The sequence below is a fragment of the Citrobacter sp. RHBSTW-00524 genome, assembly GCF_013747755.1.
Lineage (GTDB): Bacteria > Pseudomonadota > Gammaproteobacteria > Enterobacterales > Enterobacteriaceae > Citrobacter > Citrobacter braakii.
The window spans coordinates 3270791-3286153 of the sequence record NZ_CP056421.1; the positions used below are offsets into that span (position 1 = coordinate 3270791).

The 15363-nt window shown below is 51.1% G+C and carries 19 protein-coding genes; all 19 read right to left on the reverse strand.

Annotation, left to right across the window (positions count from 1 at the left end):
• Positions 1–47: 47 nt before the first annotated feature.
• Entirely contained in the window at positions 48–635 is a 588-nt protein-coding gene (locus tag HV229_RS15880; RefSeq protein WP_249417801.1) for a hypothetical protein, read from the reverse strand.
• Positions 635–1072, reverse strand: a complete 438-nt coding sequence (locus HV229_RS15885; protein ID WP_181545854.1) for a hypothetical protein — start codon at positions 1070–1072, stop codon at positions 635–637. The genes HV229_RS15880 and HV229_RS15885 overlap by 1 nt, the downstream gene beginning before the upstream one ends.
• A 3-nt stretch (positions 1073–1075) precedes the next feature.
• Complete coding sequence (locus HV229_RS15890; protein ID WP_181545856.1) at positions 1076–2470, reverse strand: hypothetical protein; 1395 nt, start codon at positions 2468–2470, stop codon at positions 1076–1078.
• 4 nt (positions 2471–2474) lie between these two features.
• Positions 2475–3413, reverse strand: coding sequence for a hypothetical protein (locus HV229_RS15895; protein ID WP_181545858.1), 939 nt, complete (start codon positions 3411–3413; stop codon positions 2475–2477).
• Positions 3397–3828: a hypothetical protein gene (locus HV229_RS15900; protein WP_001650750.1), complete on the reverse strand. Its 432-nt coding sequence runs from the start codon at positions 3826–3828 to the stop codon at positions 3397–3399. Before HV229_RS15900 ends, HV229_RS15895 begins: the two co-directional genes overlap by 17 nt.
• On the reverse strand, positions 3825–4250 hold the full coding sequence (locus HV229_RS15905; RefSeq protein ID WP_181545860.1) for a hypothetical protein: 426 nt from the start codon (positions 4248–4250) through the stop codon (positions 3825–3827). Before HV229_RS15905 ends, HV229_RS15900 begins: the two co-directional genes overlap by 4 nt.
• An 8-nt stretch (positions 4251–4258) precedes the next feature.
• Positions 4259–4747, reverse strand: coding sequence for a hypothetical protein (locus HV229_RS15910; protein WP_048241266.1), 489 nt, complete (start codon positions 4745–4747; stop codon positions 4259–4261).
• A gap of 65 nt (positions 4748–4812) precedes the next feature.
• Positions 4813–5844, reverse strand: a complete 1032-nt coding sequence (locus HV229_RS15915) for a major capsid family protein (RefSeq protein WP_181545862.1) — start codon at positions 5842–5844, stop codon at positions 4813–4815.
• A gap of 17 nt (positions 5845–5861) precedes the next feature.
• Positions 5862–6734 carry a hypothetical protein gene (locus tag HV229_RS15920; protein ID WP_249417761.1) on the reverse strand — a complete coding sequence of 291 codons (873 nt, stop codon included), beginning with the start codon at positions 6732–6734 and terminating at the stop codon, positions 5862–5864.
• Positions 6735–6754: 20 nt separating this feature from the next.
• Positions 6755–8329: an NUDIX domain-containing protein gene (locus tag HV229_RS15925; RefSeq protein ID WP_181545864.1), complete on the reverse strand. Its 1575-nt coding sequence runs from the start codon at positions 8327–8329 to the stop codon at positions 6755–6757.
• Entirely contained in the window at positions 8330–9205 is an 876-nt protein-coding gene (locus tag HV229_RS15930) for a hypothetical protein (protein WP_181545866.1), read from the reverse strand.
• Positions 9177–10616, reverse strand: a complete 1440-nt coding sequence (locus tag HV229_RS15935; RefSeq protein WP_045441394.1) for a phage portal protein — start codon at positions 10614–10616, stop codon at positions 9177–9179. The genes HV229_RS15930 and HV229_RS15935 overlap by 29 nt, the downstream gene beginning before the upstream one ends.
• Positions 10616–11887, reverse strand: a complete 1272-nt coding sequence (locus HV229_RS15940; RefSeq protein ID WP_181545867.1) for a hypothetical protein — start codon at positions 11885–11887, stop codon at positions 10616–10618. The genes HV229_RS15935 and HV229_RS15940 overlap by 1 nt, the downstream gene beginning before the upstream one ends.
• Entirely contained in the window at positions 11877–12848 is a 972-nt protein-coding gene (locus HV229_RS15945; protein ID WP_045441391.1) for a terminase small subunit, read from the reverse strand. Before HV229_RS15945 ends, HV229_RS15940 begins: the two co-directional genes overlap by 11 nt.
• Before the next feature lie 78 nt (positions 12849–12926).
• A complete protein-coding gene (locus tag HV229_RS15950) occupies positions 12927–13127 on the reverse strand; it encodes a hypothetical protein (RefSeq protein WP_181545869.1) in 201 nt (66 codons plus the stop codon).
• 236 nt (positions 13128–13363) lie between these two features.
• Complete coding sequence (locus HV229_RS15955; RefSeq protein ID WP_181545871.1) at positions 13364–13624, reverse strand: hypothetical protein; 261 nt, start codon at positions 13622–13624, stop codon at positions 13364–13366.
• Between the two features lie 134 nt (positions 13625–13758).
• On the reverse strand, positions 13759–14298 hold the full coding sequence (locus HV229_RS15960; RefSeq protein ID WP_181545873.1) for a DUF2514 family protein: 540 nt from the start codon (positions 14296–14298) through the stop codon (positions 13759–13761).
• Positions 14295–14906: a glycoside hydrolase family 19 protein gene (locus HV229_RS15965; RefSeq protein WP_173781939.1), complete on the reverse strand. Its 612-nt coding sequence runs from the start codon at positions 14904–14906 to the stop codon at positions 14295–14297. The genes HV229_RS15960 and HV229_RS15965 overlap by 4 nt, the downstream gene beginning before the upstream one ends.
• Positions 14907–14908: 2 nt before the next feature.
• Positions 14909–15262 carry a phage holin, lambda family gene (locus HV229_RS15970; RefSeq protein ID WP_181545875.1) on the reverse strand — a complete coding sequence of 118 codons (354 nt, stop codon included), beginning with the start codon at positions 15260–15262 and terminating at the stop codon, positions 14909–14911.
• Between the last annotated feature and the right edge of the window lie 101 nt (positions 15263–15363).

Consider the following 15363-nt stretch of genomic DNA (forward strand, 5'->3'; position numbering starts at 1 on the left):
GTCCAGCTCCCGGCAGAGTTCGGCGAACCCTTCACAGGACGCCCAGGTCAGGAGGGTATGTGTGATAGTTCCTGCGGGGCTTCCGGGGTCGGGGTAGCAGTATCCGTTTTCGACTTCAGCAAAGAATCGCGATACGCCGTAGCGCCCAATGAGACGAGTTGCCCACTGTACATTTTGAGTGCGTGCCCCATCGTGCCCGCCACAAGGTTCGCTTTCTGAATAGCAGAGCTCACCATAAAAAAAACGATTTCACCCTCGATCTCCCGGTATTCGTCCGGAGTAATGAGGTCGTTTTTAAAGGCAGCTTCCAGCGGGGAGGTTTTCCACACCCCGTTATCATTCCAGATAACCGTAGTCAGACGCTGAATATCATCGATGATCGTCGGCGCACCGGGTGCAATGTCCCCTTTCTCCTGCTGTGATTTGATGATTTTTCGTAGCATCATTGCAGCCACACGCGGCGCACCAACCGAGCCAACAAGGGTGAAAAAGTTATTGAACAGGTTGCCCAGCAGCACGCAGTTTTGCTCAACCACTTCATAAGGAAGCGGAACCACGTGCAGGTAAACCATAGAGCCATCGTCGCGAGTGATCGTGCTGACGAAATTCAGTTTTTTATCAATTTTCACGGCAATTAATCCCACATTTTATCGTTGGTGATCAGGTACCCGGACAGCGTAACCACGTAGCCCGCATCCATACCGTTGAGCTGCAACTCGTTAAAATTGACCAGATAGCAGTTCAGCACGGTGTAGTTGCCGAACGTAGTCGTGTCCGGCGTCACCACCACTTCGCCCAGCGCGGTATCGGTAGCAAACTGCTTTTGATAGCTGGCTCCCAGCCCTTGTGTTTTCAGCAGATGAATTGTCAGTGTTACCTGTTGATATGGTGCCTGGCTGCCAACGGTCCCGGTGAGCGTGGGTAAAATATCCGTTGCGGCCGTATCTGGCCGCATGCTGATCCCCTCTTTTCCGAGATAGGACGCGCTGACATTCAGTGCCGGGTTATCGGTGACGGTCACCGCCCCGCGAACCCGGTTGAGAAATCCCTGTGGTACTAATGGATTTGGCATTTATTACGCCCCCACAAAATTGGTTACGGTGAGATTAAACGTGATGGATTCAAAGCCGCGTTTCGGCGTAATGACGGCGCTCAGGCCCCCATAATCCCCCTCATCGTAGGCTGATGGATTAAGACTGGTATAGTTATCGAACGGAACTGCGTTAATGACGGCACTACCCGAATAGGTCCCCTTCTCATACTCCTCATTGAAAGCGTCCTGCGTCAGATTTGTATCAATAACCTGCCCGAGGATCAGTCCATAACTGATACCAGAACGAAGCGTTTTAAGGCCGCGTCGCTGAAGTCGTTCGATACCTTTCTGGTCGTAATAAAGTGGATTCACGGTAGTGTTCGAGCCATTGATCACCTCGTTCGCCAAGTCCAGCTCAAGGTTAATGGCGCACCAGGCTACGGAATACCAGTAGTTGAACGGCTTGCCATCCAGCATGTGCCCAGCCACCAGCATTTTATTGCTGAGTCCACCCTCTGCCGCTGTCCCGATATAGTTCACACTGTCGTTCTGCAGCTTTTTCAGTAAAGTACCGTTTCCGGCTGGTGGGTAATCAGTAACGCCGTACATGAATCGCCAGGCCATCGGAGGAACCATGCTTGAAGACCCAGGATCATTCGAAAGCGATGACTGGAATGGAGCCGCCAAGGCAAACTCACTGGCAGGAATATCCGGCGATTCCACCCCGGCAAAAACAGATTTGTTTTTGGTCGCCACCCAGTCGTCATAGGTTGCAATCGTCGTGGTAACGAAAAAATACACCATTGATTCAGGGGAGGTATAAAGCCCGGTCAGGGTTTTAAATGTGGGTTCATCACCCCACTCACGCGGCACAAGGTACGAGAAGATTTTCTGGTACGTATTGCCCAAGGCAATATCTTCATCAATGAAGTTGCTCAGCGCCGCAACGGCAGCAGGAACGCTCAATTCCCCCAGTTCCAGAACATATACCGCCCGGTTGGTTCCCTGGGCCCAGTACGTGGTATTCATCTGCTGGATTTCACCCGCAGCAACGGCGGTGACGGTCCCCATTGTGGTAGCCGTACCCGGATCTGAGCTCAGCGCATAGGTCAGGGTTTTATCGTCGGTCACCGTAGCTGTAAACGCCCCGTTGTAACCTGTCGGTGCAACCCCGGCAATAATGACAGGAATCTCATCGCCATCAGTCCAACCATGCGATTCGACCAGCGTGACAGTAACGGTATTGGTTGCCCAGACAATGGCTGAGATAGTTTTAGCCGGGGAAATGAGCGATTTCAGATCGTCTTTCGAGGTCAGCAGCTGAAAACTGCCAGGCGTCAGCGTCGTGCCGCCGGTAGAGACCAGCGCACCGGATTTAAGCAGGTTCGACGGCTTTGGCGGGTTCTTCACCGACACCTTAATATTAACAATTGCCATTACATTATTTCTCCACGTAAATGGACGGAATTGCAGACGTGATCAGCTTACGGGCGACGTTCCTCATCCGCTGCTGGTAGTAGTTAACTTTGAATTTGATGGTTTTACGCATGGCGATGATATTCAGCTCGTTCTGCGTTACGCGTTCATCCTGAACAACCGGGATATTCATCACCCCCATTTCAGCGGTATCGCTCATGGTGTAGTCGTGAACGTAACGCAAAAAATCCTCAACATTGGCATTACGCAGTCCAGTGATGGAGATCGTCACATCCTCAGAAACCAGCTGATACTGGTTCTGCCGCTCATCGAGATAAAAGCTCCCTGCGATCGGCGTGGTGTTGCTGCACTTCACTGTTGCATACGGCGGGGAAAGGTTCTGCAAAGATAGTTTTGCCGGATACATCGGCATGAATTGGCTCAGGGTGAGCCAGATCGGTAACGAGTTAGAAACCACCACATCCGCAAGATCAATATCGTCAGGCGAGTCAACTATCTGTGACAGCATGTGGGGATAAATCGCATTCCCGGTGTAATGGTAAATATTGGCAGGTTCGTTCAGCCCGGAGCGCCGGGAAAACGCAAACTTGATGCCGTAAAACTCACCTATGTACAGCACCTCAGAACCGATATCGTTGAACGGATCAATGTCAGCCTGAGCTGTGAACGTGACCACATTTTTATCGTAGAGCTGCTCCTCATCCTGGATGCTTTCCGTCGTCAGATGCAGGTAACCTTTGACGTCTTTAAGGTCGGGTTCGCTACCAGGGTCATTTGCAAGAATCGAAGCCTTAACCCAGAAAACGAACCCATCTAACGGCAACACCTTACGAACATATTTTGTAAAGGTCACTGAGGCCGAACGGCTTAAATCCTCCAGCCCCTGAACCAGCGAAGCATTAAGCTCCGTTTTTGCCTGAGATAGCTCACTGAGGGAAGGCATTCAACACCCCGCTTACCCAGGCCCGCATAGAGGCCTGAAACATTCCCGTATCGATGAAAGAGGGGCGCGGCTCCCCTTTCTTGTTTTTGAAACGTTTGCTGATTCCTTCAAGCGCCCGGGCTGTCGGGACACCTTCGGTACCATTCATTTCGGCGTTATCGAGAAAAGCGACAAAAAGGTGATGAACCTGCGACATTGATTCCGCAAAAGGGTCGGAGGGAGGCGGCGCACCTGCCAGCAAGTTCTCAAGGCCTGCAGCAAGGTCATTACTCATCAGTTGAGCAATCTCCTCACCATGCCGATCAAAGAACGTCTGCATAATGTGATATTTTCCCTCAAGAATTTCGGCCACATCTCCGGTGGTCGTATTCTCGTTTTCGTAGGGTATATCCATCACGCCCAGGTGAAGTTTCATGTAAGCCCCCACAAATCACCATATTGCTGAGCGATTGCCAGGTACCAACGACCGTATGGATCTTTGAGTTGTTGGAGGTCAGCAAGAGAAAGATTTTTTAGCGCGTCGCTGACTACGCGGGTCTGGCTGGTTGACTCATCAGCGGAAGCACTGATAACACCGGCAGTGAAATTATTAATACCCAGTTTTTCACGTACAGGGCCGAAAACATCCTCGGGACCGAAGTTAATCAGGAAGGAAGCCGCGAGGTTATAAACCGCCTGCGAATAAAGAACTGGGCTGATACACGCAATCTGGCGGTTCACCCAGTCCAGCGACATTGACCAGGTAAGGTAAATAGCGGGGGCATCATCGGGTAAATCATCGACATTTACGCCCATCGTATTGCGAATAAACAGGATAAATCCGGCCAGATCAGGCATGGCGTTCCTCACTTATTTTTCTTTTTGGATCCCGCACTCACCGCCAGTGTTTCATCAACGAATTCGGTTTCATCTTTATCATCCGTAGCGTTCAGGCGTTGCTCTGCGCTCACCTCCAACTCTCCCCGATAGCCGTTGTCTTGTTCACTGAGCGCGCTGTCTGTTGCCAGTACAGACGCCTGCCGGCGGTCATGAGCTGCACGATTCAGATGACTATCGTTATCCCGCATGGCTTTTTCGATCACTTTTGACGCCACGGGTTTATCAATGCTGTAACACAGCCCGATATAAATACGGTTCTGGTCAATTTTTGTCGCATCAATCAGGCCGTACTCAGCGTGCTGCTGAATAATGAGGTCGATCTCTGCGCGTGTTCCATCAATAACGACAGCCTGGGAACCAGCATTAATCGGGTGATACACGAGACGACCAGTTTCAGGTTTGCGATAGGCGAAATCGTGACGCTGTTTGGTGGTATTAGCGATATACAGTTTCATGTGTACTCCTGGGTATAAAAATCCCCGCGCACCACCAGGTACGCAGGGAAATCTGCGAGGGGAAATTAATTGCTGTATTTCATCGAAATGATGGTCAGTGCCTCAGGACGAAGCACCCAGCCGGAAGTGGAGCGCAGTTCGGAAAGTACGTCGATCGCACCGCCCGCAATCGGAGTTGGGATTTCTCGCGGTGCAGGCATGTCACACAGCATTAGTGATGTCGCTTCCAGCGACGGGCTGAGTTTAGCGAATTCGTTAGTGTTGATTTTCGCGTTTACCTCCGGCCGTTCAACTTCAGGCATGGCGATAATTACTGCATCAGTGCCATTTGCTCCGGCTCCGATTAATGTATCGTCGTACGCCCAGTCAATGCCGCAGTCTGCATCGTCTGCAACTCCAGCGACGGTACCTTTAACTGTCGCCGTACCACCGCCCGGACGCTGGTAGCTGGTCAACTGAACAATCTGCTGCATCTCCATCGTACCCAGCGTACGCTGAGGGCCAAGAATAACCATTCGCGATGGACGGCCCATTTGCATAGTGCGGGTGCGGATTGCCTGAATCTGTGCCAGCAGGAATACAGCCATTTCGCCATGATCGTAAGTCAGGACGGTAGTGTTTCCGCCACTGTCTGCCGGAAGACTAATAGTGGTCGCACCGTTGGTATTCAGAACCCCTTCACCACCTGCTGGGTTCATACCGTACAGCAGCGCATTTCGCAGTTGCTGGAAAATTGCCTGGCGGGTACCGAGACGCTGGGCTTCCGGCAATGCAATCCCCCAGTTCCCCGCAGCGGCCATATCATGATGATCGTAAATGGCGCGGGCGCGGAACATATACGTTGGCGTACTAACCATTCGTGCATCCAGTGCAACGGAGGGTAATTGGTTGGCATTACCAGACTGGCTGGAGGTAACCTGAGTACGAATATCCAGGCGTTTCATGTAAACGTACTGGTCACCGTCAGACAGACGAACCAGCGGGTTACCGCTGGCCATAACGGAAAACGCGCCGGATGCCTGCTGATAGGACAGGATCATTTCCGGCATGATGTACGACGGATTTACAATTTGATAAGCGGGTGTAATAGCTGGCATCTCTTAGCCTCTCCTGATTACAGCAGAATTACCGCAGCGTTTCCGCTGTCGTTCCAGGTAGCAAAGCCCGTCGCCGAATCGTAAGAAACGGTTTTGCTGTTACCCATCTGCATTTCGATGATTTTTACCGGAAGGGCGACGTCCTGCACTTTTGCCGCCCCTACCGTTCCCTGAGTGGTTGCATTGCCCGTAGGCACTGAAACCGGGGTAAAGGTGAATGTGGTTGCCGTAGGAACACTGAGCACCTGAACGATGCCGTTATATGCAGCCGGAGCCGCGCCAGTAATATCCACATAACCGCCCACTTTCAGCCCATGAGCGCTGGAAGTCGTCGCGGTAGCGAACCCTGCAGCATTGGCAGTAGGTGCAGTCCATGTGATTTCCGTGGTCGCCACATCTGCCGCTACTGTGCTGAATACATCGAGGCAGTCCTCAGCAAAGTTCCACACCAGCGGCTGATTAACAGAAATCCCCGCGCTGGCCAGAGAGATCACGGCATCAGACGCCTTGACCGGAACACGCATCCCGGAACCAAGACGATAGAAAGACACGCTCATGTTGCTGAGGAAAAGGGGTACTGGCGATTGCGGAGTGGTCAGGCCATTGTGTGCCTGGTTGAATACAGAGAACCCCACCAACTGAGAAAGAGTGGTTGCCCGCTTAATAACGCTGCCTCGTGGTGCTGAAGATGCTCCCAGCACCAGTTCATTGACAGCCAGACCGCCCCAGAGAGGTTTTACTTCATCGCTGGAGAGGGTACCGGACGCCAATGCATAGCGCGCAGCTGGATCATCCAGCGCAACCCCCTGAATGAGACCATCGGATTTCGTGTAGAAAGTACCGCGCGCATTTGTGGTCTGCATTGGGTTTACTGACAGAACGCTCGACATGTTTATTGTTCTCCGGTTGATTACTGGTTAATGCCAGCGAGCTTACGGCTGACTGCCTGGAACGGAGCCCACGTCGCAGACGGGTCACCGATAAAGGTGCTGATACGGCGCCCGGTGGCGTCGGTGCGAATGACTTCACGCAACCCTGCGCCGGGTTCCAGACTGGATGCCGCTGATGCCTGCGCATCGGCATAGATTTTTTTCTCCGCAATGCTCAGGAGTTGACTGTCTGCAATGGCATGCAAATCCACTTCTTTATAATCAGGAGAATATTTTTGCAGGCGTGTCATGATGCGGCGGCGGTATGGCATCGCACGTTCACCCGCCATTGGTTGCGGTGCACGCTCCCCGAAAGAAGCAAATACACTGTCTGCTTTGCACTGGGTATCAGCGATTTCGTTACGTTCTTCGTCGCTGAGTTCCTGAGGTACACGGCTTTTCATTTCTTCCATGTCCGCACGGATTTTTTCCAATTCAGCGTCAGCTTTCGCCTTTTCTTCGGCTTCTGCATCTGCCTTGGCTTTCGCATCAGCATCTGCTTTCGCTCTTTCTTCCTCTTCCTTGAGACGGGCAGCATCTTCATCAGCTTTAGCCTTTTCTGCTGCTTCGGCATCTGCTTTCGCTTTTTCCTCAGCATCGGCCTTTGCGCGGGCTTCGCGAGCGTCCAGCGCCTGGTTAATGAGTGCTAATACTTTTTCTTCATCCATTTTCTGGACCTCGTTCAAAAGTGTGTCGGATTTAACTCCCGTCGGTTCCCCCAGCTTGTCCCAGACGCCCTGCTCACAAATAGCCAGGTGATCCAGTAAAACAGGAGTTCCTTCCAGCAGTAGCGGTTCGCCATCGACGTCGATCAGAACGTCATCGCCGCCCGTCACCGTGGGGGATGTACTGAGTTGCCGCGTTGAAAGATTCGCGGCGGCGTCGGTGTCGTAAATGCGGGCCATTCCCCACACCTCATCACCTTTTATCCAGGCAAACGTAATCGTCCCGATCGTCCTTGAGGCGAATTCTTCGCTATTCAGCGTGTTTTTTTCTGGATGCCACCAGATAACCGGCAGGCCAGAACACCGGGCAAGAAATTCATCCGTCAGGTAATTTTCAGGGGAGCGGTAGGCGTATTGCCTGAATTTGGATCGCCATGTAACACCCGTTCCAGTGATACGCAGCGCCCACAGGTACATATTTCTGAAAAATTGCGGGGATGTGAGTTGCCCGTCGGCAATAAGCCCGGCAACATCCATTTCATTGAGTGGTTCGGCATCAAGCATCGACACCATACCTGGATGAAGCTGATCGGGCAGTTCATCTGGAGAAAACCAGCCACAAGCCTGATTTTCATCGTTCAAAACCGCGTCGAATAGCTCAATATCATCAGCAAGGTAGGTGACATAGCCATCAATCAGGGTATGAGGCGTCAGCGGCGCGGAATAATCAAACCCGCACTCTTCCAGCACTTCACGCCTTGCAGCGGATTCTGGCGTCTCCCCCTCTTCGAGTTTTCCGCCCGGTACCGCCCACGAACCATCATCCCCACGCTTAACCAGAAATATTTTCCCGCCAGACTTAAACAGGATCCCGGCAGCGTAGGTTTTCACTTATCCTCCGTTTTTTGTGGTCTCGAAGTTTGCAGAACGACGACCGACCGACTTGTTGCCTTCAATGAATTTCCGCCATTTTTCGGTTTTCATTTCATCAGGGAGGCTTCGGACGTTGTAGATGTACGTCAGGTAGCATCGGCAAAATACCTCTTCACCCGGTTGAGTGATTTCATCGAGATAGCCAGCCGGCCCCACCTTCATAAATCCCTTTTTTATCGCCCAGTTGCCACGAATGGCGTACACCAGCAAATCACGTTCCTTATGAGGTTCACGGAAATCATAATTTGGCTGTCGCCAGTGGCTGTGCCAGACAGCAGCAATTGCCCCACACTCAGTGGCAATGATGTTATCTATGTTGGCGATAAGCTTATGCGTCTGATCGACCATCACCCGACGCTGCTCAAAATCAATCTGGCGGGCAGATTTTGCTATGTGCTGGCTGGTAGCAAGTACACCGGACCGGGAAGAAGCCGACAGGCCAGCGCTCATTTCGCTTATCGGCGGGATACTGGTTGCCCACCCGCTGAAACGCTGAATTGTTTTATCGATGGCCTGCGTACGGTTTAGTTTTATCAGATCGGTGGATGCCATGATCCGTCGATCCAACTCAGCACGAAGTTTCGGCTCAAGGTAATTCAGAGTGAAGCGACTCACACCTATATGGCGTTTCAGCGCTTTTTCCCGTCCAATCTCTAGGTCATAGGCTGCAGTTAGCCGGCGGCTGACGTATCGGTACAGGTCATTTCCATCAACTTTGTTTTCCGTAGCATTGCGCAGGCGCTCAGTCCACATGATCAGGCTTTCTTCGCTGCTGTAACCGTATTCCAGAAAATGTTTAATGGCGTCACGCAGCTCTTTCACGAATGAGGCCATCGTAGTTATCCTCGTTATCGTTGCCTGTTGGAGGTGGGTCCGGAGGGCATTGCTCCAGCAGTTCGTAATCCAGCTCAAGCCGATCAGCAAACAGGTTTTCGTTCATGTTGGCGTTTTCACAGCCCCATTTGATGAGCGTTGCCCTGTTTTGTGGATCTTTGGTGAGCTGAGGCAGCAGCACGTTCAGCATCTCAGTAATCGCCTTAAAGCGGGTTTCATCAACTTTGACTTTTTCGCTTTCGGGCTCTTTCAGCGCTGACGGCCAGACGTAGTCGAAATTGTTCACCCAGGAATTGAATGCTGCCTCCCAGGTGATTTTTTCGTACTCTGGCATGTCGTTTTTCAATGCTTCGAAAAATTCACGGGACCAGGCACGGTATTGCACGATGCGCACAAAGAAATCGTAAAGCGGCTCAAGATCTTTGCGAACGTCATCAATGTATTGCGCTACCGCTTTTGCATCCTCGGTACCTTCACCAAATCCGCGTGTGAATGTCTCGCTGTTAAGCAGAATGGCGGGCATGTCTGCCGCCGTAGCGATATTCGCCAGAATGTGATTACGTGCGGTATCCAGTGGCTTTTCGAGGTTCTGCATATCGAGCGATTCAATTTTGTCATTCTCACCGACCTGTAACACATCTCCGTTTCCGCCACGCTTCAACATCCAGCGCTTAATACCGGACATTTTCTGCATCATGTTGTTAACGATAGAGCTAGCCTGCTTGATAAACGCCACCAGCAGTCCGGCTTTAATCGTTACCATGTCATCAGCGCGCATCGACTGAATGAATGACTTCAGCGGATAGAGCGCACGCTGATAAACGCTGCGCCCGGCAAAACCAAAGGATGACGGCGTGTAAGCCAGATAAATAGGATCCTCATTCATCATCACGCAGCAACGGCTATGGTGGTAAGGTTGCCCGGCGGCGGTCACACTTCCCACCTTCTGGAAATCAGCAGAATTAGGATCCTGATTGAGTACCACAGAGCCAGCTGTATTCATCGGATCCAGCACGTTGAAGGTGATGGATTTTTTATATAGCGTATCAAACTCAGCAGCTTCGTTCGTTGGCTCGCCGTCAATGAGCATCACCACCGCACCTACACCGTAAATGCGGGACTGGCGCGCAGTGTTGGCAATGATGCGATCGGCTTTAATCGCTTTCCACTCGCGCTCGAAAGCTTCACGCAGTCGCCTTTCAGGTCCACGCGTAACATGGACCGTGCGCGGTTCTGACATCGCCAGTTTTATCGGGCGATCGACCATCTTTCCGCCCAGCGGGTGAAACAAATAAATCAGCTTGCAGAGCTCGTACCCTGCCTGCGCGCCGGGTTCAATGCTCCCGCCCTCCAGAATCTTACTGAGGACGCCAGCATTACTGCCCATGCAAATATCGTCGTCGTCCTGCATCAGAACCCCTCTCCGTTACCAAGGCCAAGCGCGACGCCGTAGTTAAAGCAGTCAAACAGATCGTCGTCCTGGTCTTCTTCACCGATGATGAACTTGAGCACCTGCGTCAGAAGATGATTTTTCTTCGATTGCTTGTACTCAACGATTTTGTCAAAGGCGTATTTAGAAATGCGTACTTTCCCGGATGCCACATAACCAGAAATGTTGATGGCGCGGGATTCTTTGGGAAGTGACGTTAAATCACTGTCGATAGGGTGTACGTTCCAGCCCTCATTAGCGCCCTGCTGTAACAGGGTGATGCCGGTTGCCTTGTCCTCGATAAACAGGCCTGTAGTCCCCATACGCGCGCGGCATATTTCGCTAAGCTGTTTGGCCTTTCCTTCCCACTGAGGAACAATGTCTTTCAGGAAATATCCGTCAATCTGGATAATGTCCCAGTCCAGAATAATGAGGTGTGGCGATGGCAGGTTATCCAGCGCAAACCAGATGCAGGAGGAGCCATCGTTCTGGAGTTTCCCCTTCTGCGCACAGTCAACGACGCCATAAACTGTATCGCAGGAAAACGGGTAGTCGACAGGCGCGCCATCTTCCAAAATCCAGTCGAGTTTGAAAAAGTTCTGCCCGCGCCAGTCCACAAATTCAGCGTTATATTCCTGCTGAACCACCAGCGGCGGACGACCATCAATAATTCGCGCCAGCGCAGCCGGATTAATAGTCGGGTTGGCAGCTGTCGGTGCGTGATGTTCCTCCCAGCCCATCGATTTATCGTTACAGGCCTGATAGAAAAAATTCTCGTCATCAACGCCTTTTGGCGTACCGGCCATTACTGCATCACCATCAAAGTCGAGCAGAGTTGGCTCTATTGCCTGTTCCCAGATATCACGCATGCCCTTCTTAACGAGGCTTCCCTCATCAATAATGACTTTGTGATATTTACGGGATCGACCAGCGTCAGGGTTATCCAGCGTCCAGAACTCGACCTGCCCCCCACCAATGGTTTCGATAATCGCATCGGTCTTACTGGAACTAATAGTGATCGGCTTTAACAGGTCGCGTATAGCTTTAAACGACGGCAGCAGAATTTTATAAGACGGCGCAAACCAGCCTACGCGCATTTGCCGCGCTGCCCAGTTCCCTCCAGCCTGCTCCAGCATCGTTGTCTTACCGTAACGACGCCCGGCACGGATAACTTTTCGTTTTGCAGGGGAACGATAGATTTTCTTTTGCCCTGCATGGAACGGCAGGAACTCAATAACATGTTCAGTCGCCATCAGGGGAATTCACCAGTTTAATGACCACTGTCGGCTCGTCGTCTTTGCCCTTGCCTTTACGCTTAAGCTCAACTTCCTGTTCCAGACGTTCGGCTTCGGCGGTGCGTTTTCGGATTTCCAGATCCAGCAGCCGTTGCGCCAGTTCGGATTCAGTCAGGCCAAGACGCCGCATTATCGCTTCAAACATTTTTTCGCGGCTGATGGTCGATATCTCAATTCCCCCTTTCACCAGCTTGGTACCGGAGTATGCCAGGCGGGCTATTGAGGATAATTTGGTTGTGTCAGCAAAATACGGCCTGCCAACTCCATCACCATTGCAGCGAGGGCAATCAGGATTAGGCTCGCGGTTGTGGTTGTAGCCATATCCGCCAGCATCGTCCGGCTCTTTCCCTTTTTTGGCTTTTGCCTCTGCTTCCCTCTCTTCGAACTCGATAACATCACGCCATTGGTAGTGATGACCAAAGCCCCAGCAGTAACGGCAACATCCCCGGCGATATTGCGAGATTTCGTTAGCGTCGAACGTAGCGAGCTGCCACATCTTTTCGAGCACTTCATCTGCACTCGCCAAAGTGCGCACAAGTGAATCTCTTTGCTGCTGCGCAATTGCCTGCGCAACGTGAGGTAATGTTAGGAGTTGCCTACCATAGCTTGCGTCACTGTAACCAGCTCGCTCGGCTGCGGCTGTCGCGTTCTGGTCTATGAGATATTCAGCAACGAAGCGTTTCTGTTGGGGAGTCAGTTCACTATCAAGAAGTTTCTCTGCGCTTTTCCTTGCCTGCGCAGTGCGCATTTTTTTCTGCGCAGATTGTTGCGCATTTTGCGCAGTAGGTTTTTTTATGTAGCGGCGGGCAGATGTGTAATTCAGTCCCTGCGCTTCACACCAGTCTTTGGGGGAAATACCGGATTTAGCATGCTCGGCGAGGAACTGGTGTTGCAGTGCTCCCCAGTCCGGTTTTGCCATGATGATTCCCTAAAATTACAGCTATTAAAAAAGCCACCCGAAAGTGGCCTTTGTGGCGAATATAACCATATCTGGTTGCTAGAGCTTGTTAAACGCGATGCAGTGTATCCGGAGGTTATCCCGCAACTTTGATTTTTGTTCCATCAGGCCATCAAAAATCTCTTGCGCAGAAACTGAAGCATCACTGACATAAGTCTCACCATACGAATACTCAGGTAAATGTTCCCACGTTTTTGCGTCATAAGCATTCCACGAAAAAAACCAGAGTTGCTTATCCATACCATCTCCTTTTCCAAGACTGGTATTGTGCATTATCGCAGACACTCAGGGAATGCCTGCTGTAATGCAAAATCATTCACTCACTAACCGAACATCCTTTCCGTTCGTCTCAATTCTCGACCACTGCAATTTACCATTGGCATATGCGGTGACCACTCGGTCAACTGTTGGTTTCCACATAATTTTCTCCAGATAACAAAAAACCCGCCGAAGCGGGTTTGGTTTGACTCCATTACTTAATCGACAAGGATAATATCCTTCAATACCGGGTTCATAATGGGCCCTTTAAGTTCTTGCCCTTTAATATTGATAGGGATCGGCATTTCAGTATGCATAGGTACATCCATGCGTCCATTCACAGGATGAATAAACGTTAAGTTCATCGTACCATTTTCCATTCCGACGAAATTACCGATTTGCATGCCATAAAGACTGAACATCTTTCCTGTCGCTGGTCCGGTACCACCATTCTCCAAAAAATCAGCAATACTTTTCACTAAATTTTCTCCATTTGTTGCGTACGCATGGTGAAAATATCAGAGATAAGGAGCTAATAGATTGATCAGGATACGAATTTTTTAATTTCACACCCTTCATTGCCTCCCAAACCCAGAGACTTCAGACGGTATAACTAATGCTGTATCACTTTGTCGTAGGTGCGTTCGCAGGTACTTCCTGCGACATAACGCTCATCAGCCTCTTTTGCGAATTTTCCCGCCAGATCGTCAGCTTCGCCGAGCAACTGGGCGAGCAATATTCCGGTCTCAGCTTTTGCCTGGCTTGCTGCTGCAATTGCGGAAATTCTGCCGGTTTCACTTGTTGCGAGTTGCCGTTGTATTTCGGCGAGCTGCTGTTGCAACCCACCACTAGCACGCTTAGCAGCGTCAGCATCAGCCTGTACTTTTGCCAGTTCTTCATCGGCTTTCTCTCGTTCTTCATTTACGGCGCGCTGGCGGCGCTGCTCTTCAGCTCTTTCGGTTACTTCACGCTGCAACGTAGTGGTCGCATCAGTAAGGTCACGCTGGGCCCACTGCAATTTCCAGGATGAATCCGCTTCTTGGTAACCACGTGAATAACACCAGTACGCTGCCGCACATAACAAAAAAGCCACCAGCAGTATTTCTGCTAATGGCTTCCAGAGTTTTTTGATTACAGCGAAAAGTGTGCTCATACCAACACCGATTTCGCTTTTTCATAGCGGGCTTTACGGTCATCAAGACCATTAGTGCCACCGTTAATTATTTTCGTAACAGCCTTAATATCACCGCTACGTTTTAGACAACCTTTCGAGGCAAAGAACCACGCCGCCGAACGAGCTGCATATTCGTCCTGCTCCAGTAACTGTGGGGACAGTATCAAATCGGCCCCCAGTCCTGCGCCGCAATCCCGATAATTGTCATGACCGGTAATCTGAATCAGGCCACGCCCGCGATAATTCCAACCGTCGTTCTCTTCAATGTTTCCCATTCGGTGGGCGTAAACAATATTAGCGATAGCTTTCTGGTTCGCAGGGTGATCAGCAGTGCGCCCGTAGAGCTGCGCTGTATCACCAGGAAAATATTTCCCGAATGTCGCTTTCAAACCATCAGCAGAATAATTTAGGTTCTCGACAATGCGGGTAAAACCGCCGGACTCATGCCCGACCTGAGCAATGAACATCGCCTGATCGTCTGCAGATTCAATACCAAACTCTTTCATTGCTGCATTTAATGGTTGAAACCATCGCGAGGTAAGGTCGCCGCTGAGATTTGCAGCCTTTTGGAGCTGATCCTTATTCATAATCACACCTTGTTATTGTCGCCACCGACACCAAGTCGATTGCCAATTAACCGCATTGCAAATCCTCGGATGGCATCAACACCAATCAGCCCGACGCCGCCACCGATGGCCACAGACAGAGATTTAGGCCAACCGAAATATTCCAACGCTGATGAGAAGGTCAAAGTCAGAGCACCACAAAGAAGAATTTCGAGTGTTTTTTTCTTCCAGCCGCCACCACCACCAAAGTAAGCGATGCGTAAACCAGCCATGAATATCGACATGAGAACAGCGCCCAGCGGCGTATCTCCGCGCCACCAGCTCTGGAATAATTCCAGCCAGTCCGGCCAGGTATTGGGGTTATGAGGCATTTTCATGATCTCTCACCTCGCGCATATTGCGGGTGCTAATTGAGGGAATAAAAAATCCCCGAACATCCAGGAGCGGAAACGGGGAAAGGCGTTGCGCTAAACGGACC

What these genes read in the sequence shown, in the direction of transcription:
- HV229_RS15970 (WP_181545875.1), bottom strand. Translation starts at nt 15,262, where the DNA reads ATGAAAATGCCTCATAACCCCAATACCTGGCCGGACTGGCTGGAATTA.
- HV229_RS15965 (WP_173781939.1), bottom strand. Translation starts at nt 14,906, where the DNA reads ATGAATAAGGATCAGCTCCAAAAGGCTGCAAATCTCAGCGGCGACCTT.
- HV229_RS15960 (WP_181545873.1), bottom strand. Translation starts at nt 14,298, where the DNA reads ATGAGCACACTTTTCGCTGTAATCAAAAAACTCTGGAAGCCATTAGCA.
- HV229_RS15920 (WP_249417761.1), bottom strand. Translation starts at nt 6,734, where the DNA reads ATGTCGAGCGTTCTGTCAGTAAACCCAATGCAGACCACAAATGCGCGC.
- HV229_RS15895 (WP_181545858.1), bottom strand. Translation starts at nt 3,413, where the DNA reads ATGCCTTCCCTCAGTGAGCTATCTCAGGCAAAAACGGAGCTTAATGCT.
- HV229_RS15905 (WP_181545860.1), bottom strand. Translation starts at nt 4,250, where the DNA reads ATGCCTGATCTGGCCGGATTTATCCTGTTTATTCGCAATACGATGGGC.
- HV229_RS15890 (WP_181545856.1), bottom strand. Translation starts at nt 2,470, where the DNA reads ATGGCAATTGTTAATATTAAGGTGTCGGTGAAGAACCCGCCAAAGCCG.
- HV229_RS15950 (WP_181545869.1), bottom strand. Translation starts at nt 13,127, where the DNA reads ATGGATAAGCAACTCTGGTTTTTTTCGTGGAATGCTTATGACGCAAAA.
- HV229_RS15935 (WP_045441394.1), bottom strand. Translation starts at nt 10,616, where the DNA reads ATGCAGGACGACGACGATATTTGCATGGGCAGTAATGCTGGCGTCCTC.
- HV229_RS15915 (WP_181545862.1), bottom strand. Translation starts at nt 5,844, where the DNA reads ATGCCAGCTATTACACCCGCTTATCAAATTGTAAATCCGTCGTACATC.
- HV229_RS15940 (WP_181545867.1), bottom strand. Translation starts at nt 11,887, where the DNA reads ATGGCGACTGAACATGTTATTGAGTTCCTGCCGTTCCATGCAGGGCAA.
- HV229_RS15945 (WP_045441391.1), bottom strand. Translation starts at nt 12,848, where the DNA reads ATGGCAAAACCGGACTGGGGAGCACTGCAACACCAGTTCCTCGCCGAG.
- HV229_RS15885 (WP_181545854.1), bottom strand. Translation starts at nt 1,072, where the DNA reads ATGCCAAATCCATTAGTACCACAGGGATTTCTCAACCGGGTTCGCGGG.
- HV229_RS15930 (WP_181545866.1), bottom strand. Translation starts at nt 9,205, where the DNA reads ATGGCCTCATTCGTGAAAGAGCTGCGTGACGCCATTAAACATTTTCTG.
- HV229_RS15900 (WP_001650750.1), bottom strand. Translation starts at nt 3,828, where the DNA reads ATGAAACTTCACCTGGGCGTGATGGATATACCCTACGAAAACGAGAAT.
- HV229_RS15910 (WP_048241266.1), bottom strand. Translation starts at nt 4,747, where the DNA reads ATGAAACTGTATATCGCTAATACCACCAAACAGCGTCACGATTTCGCC.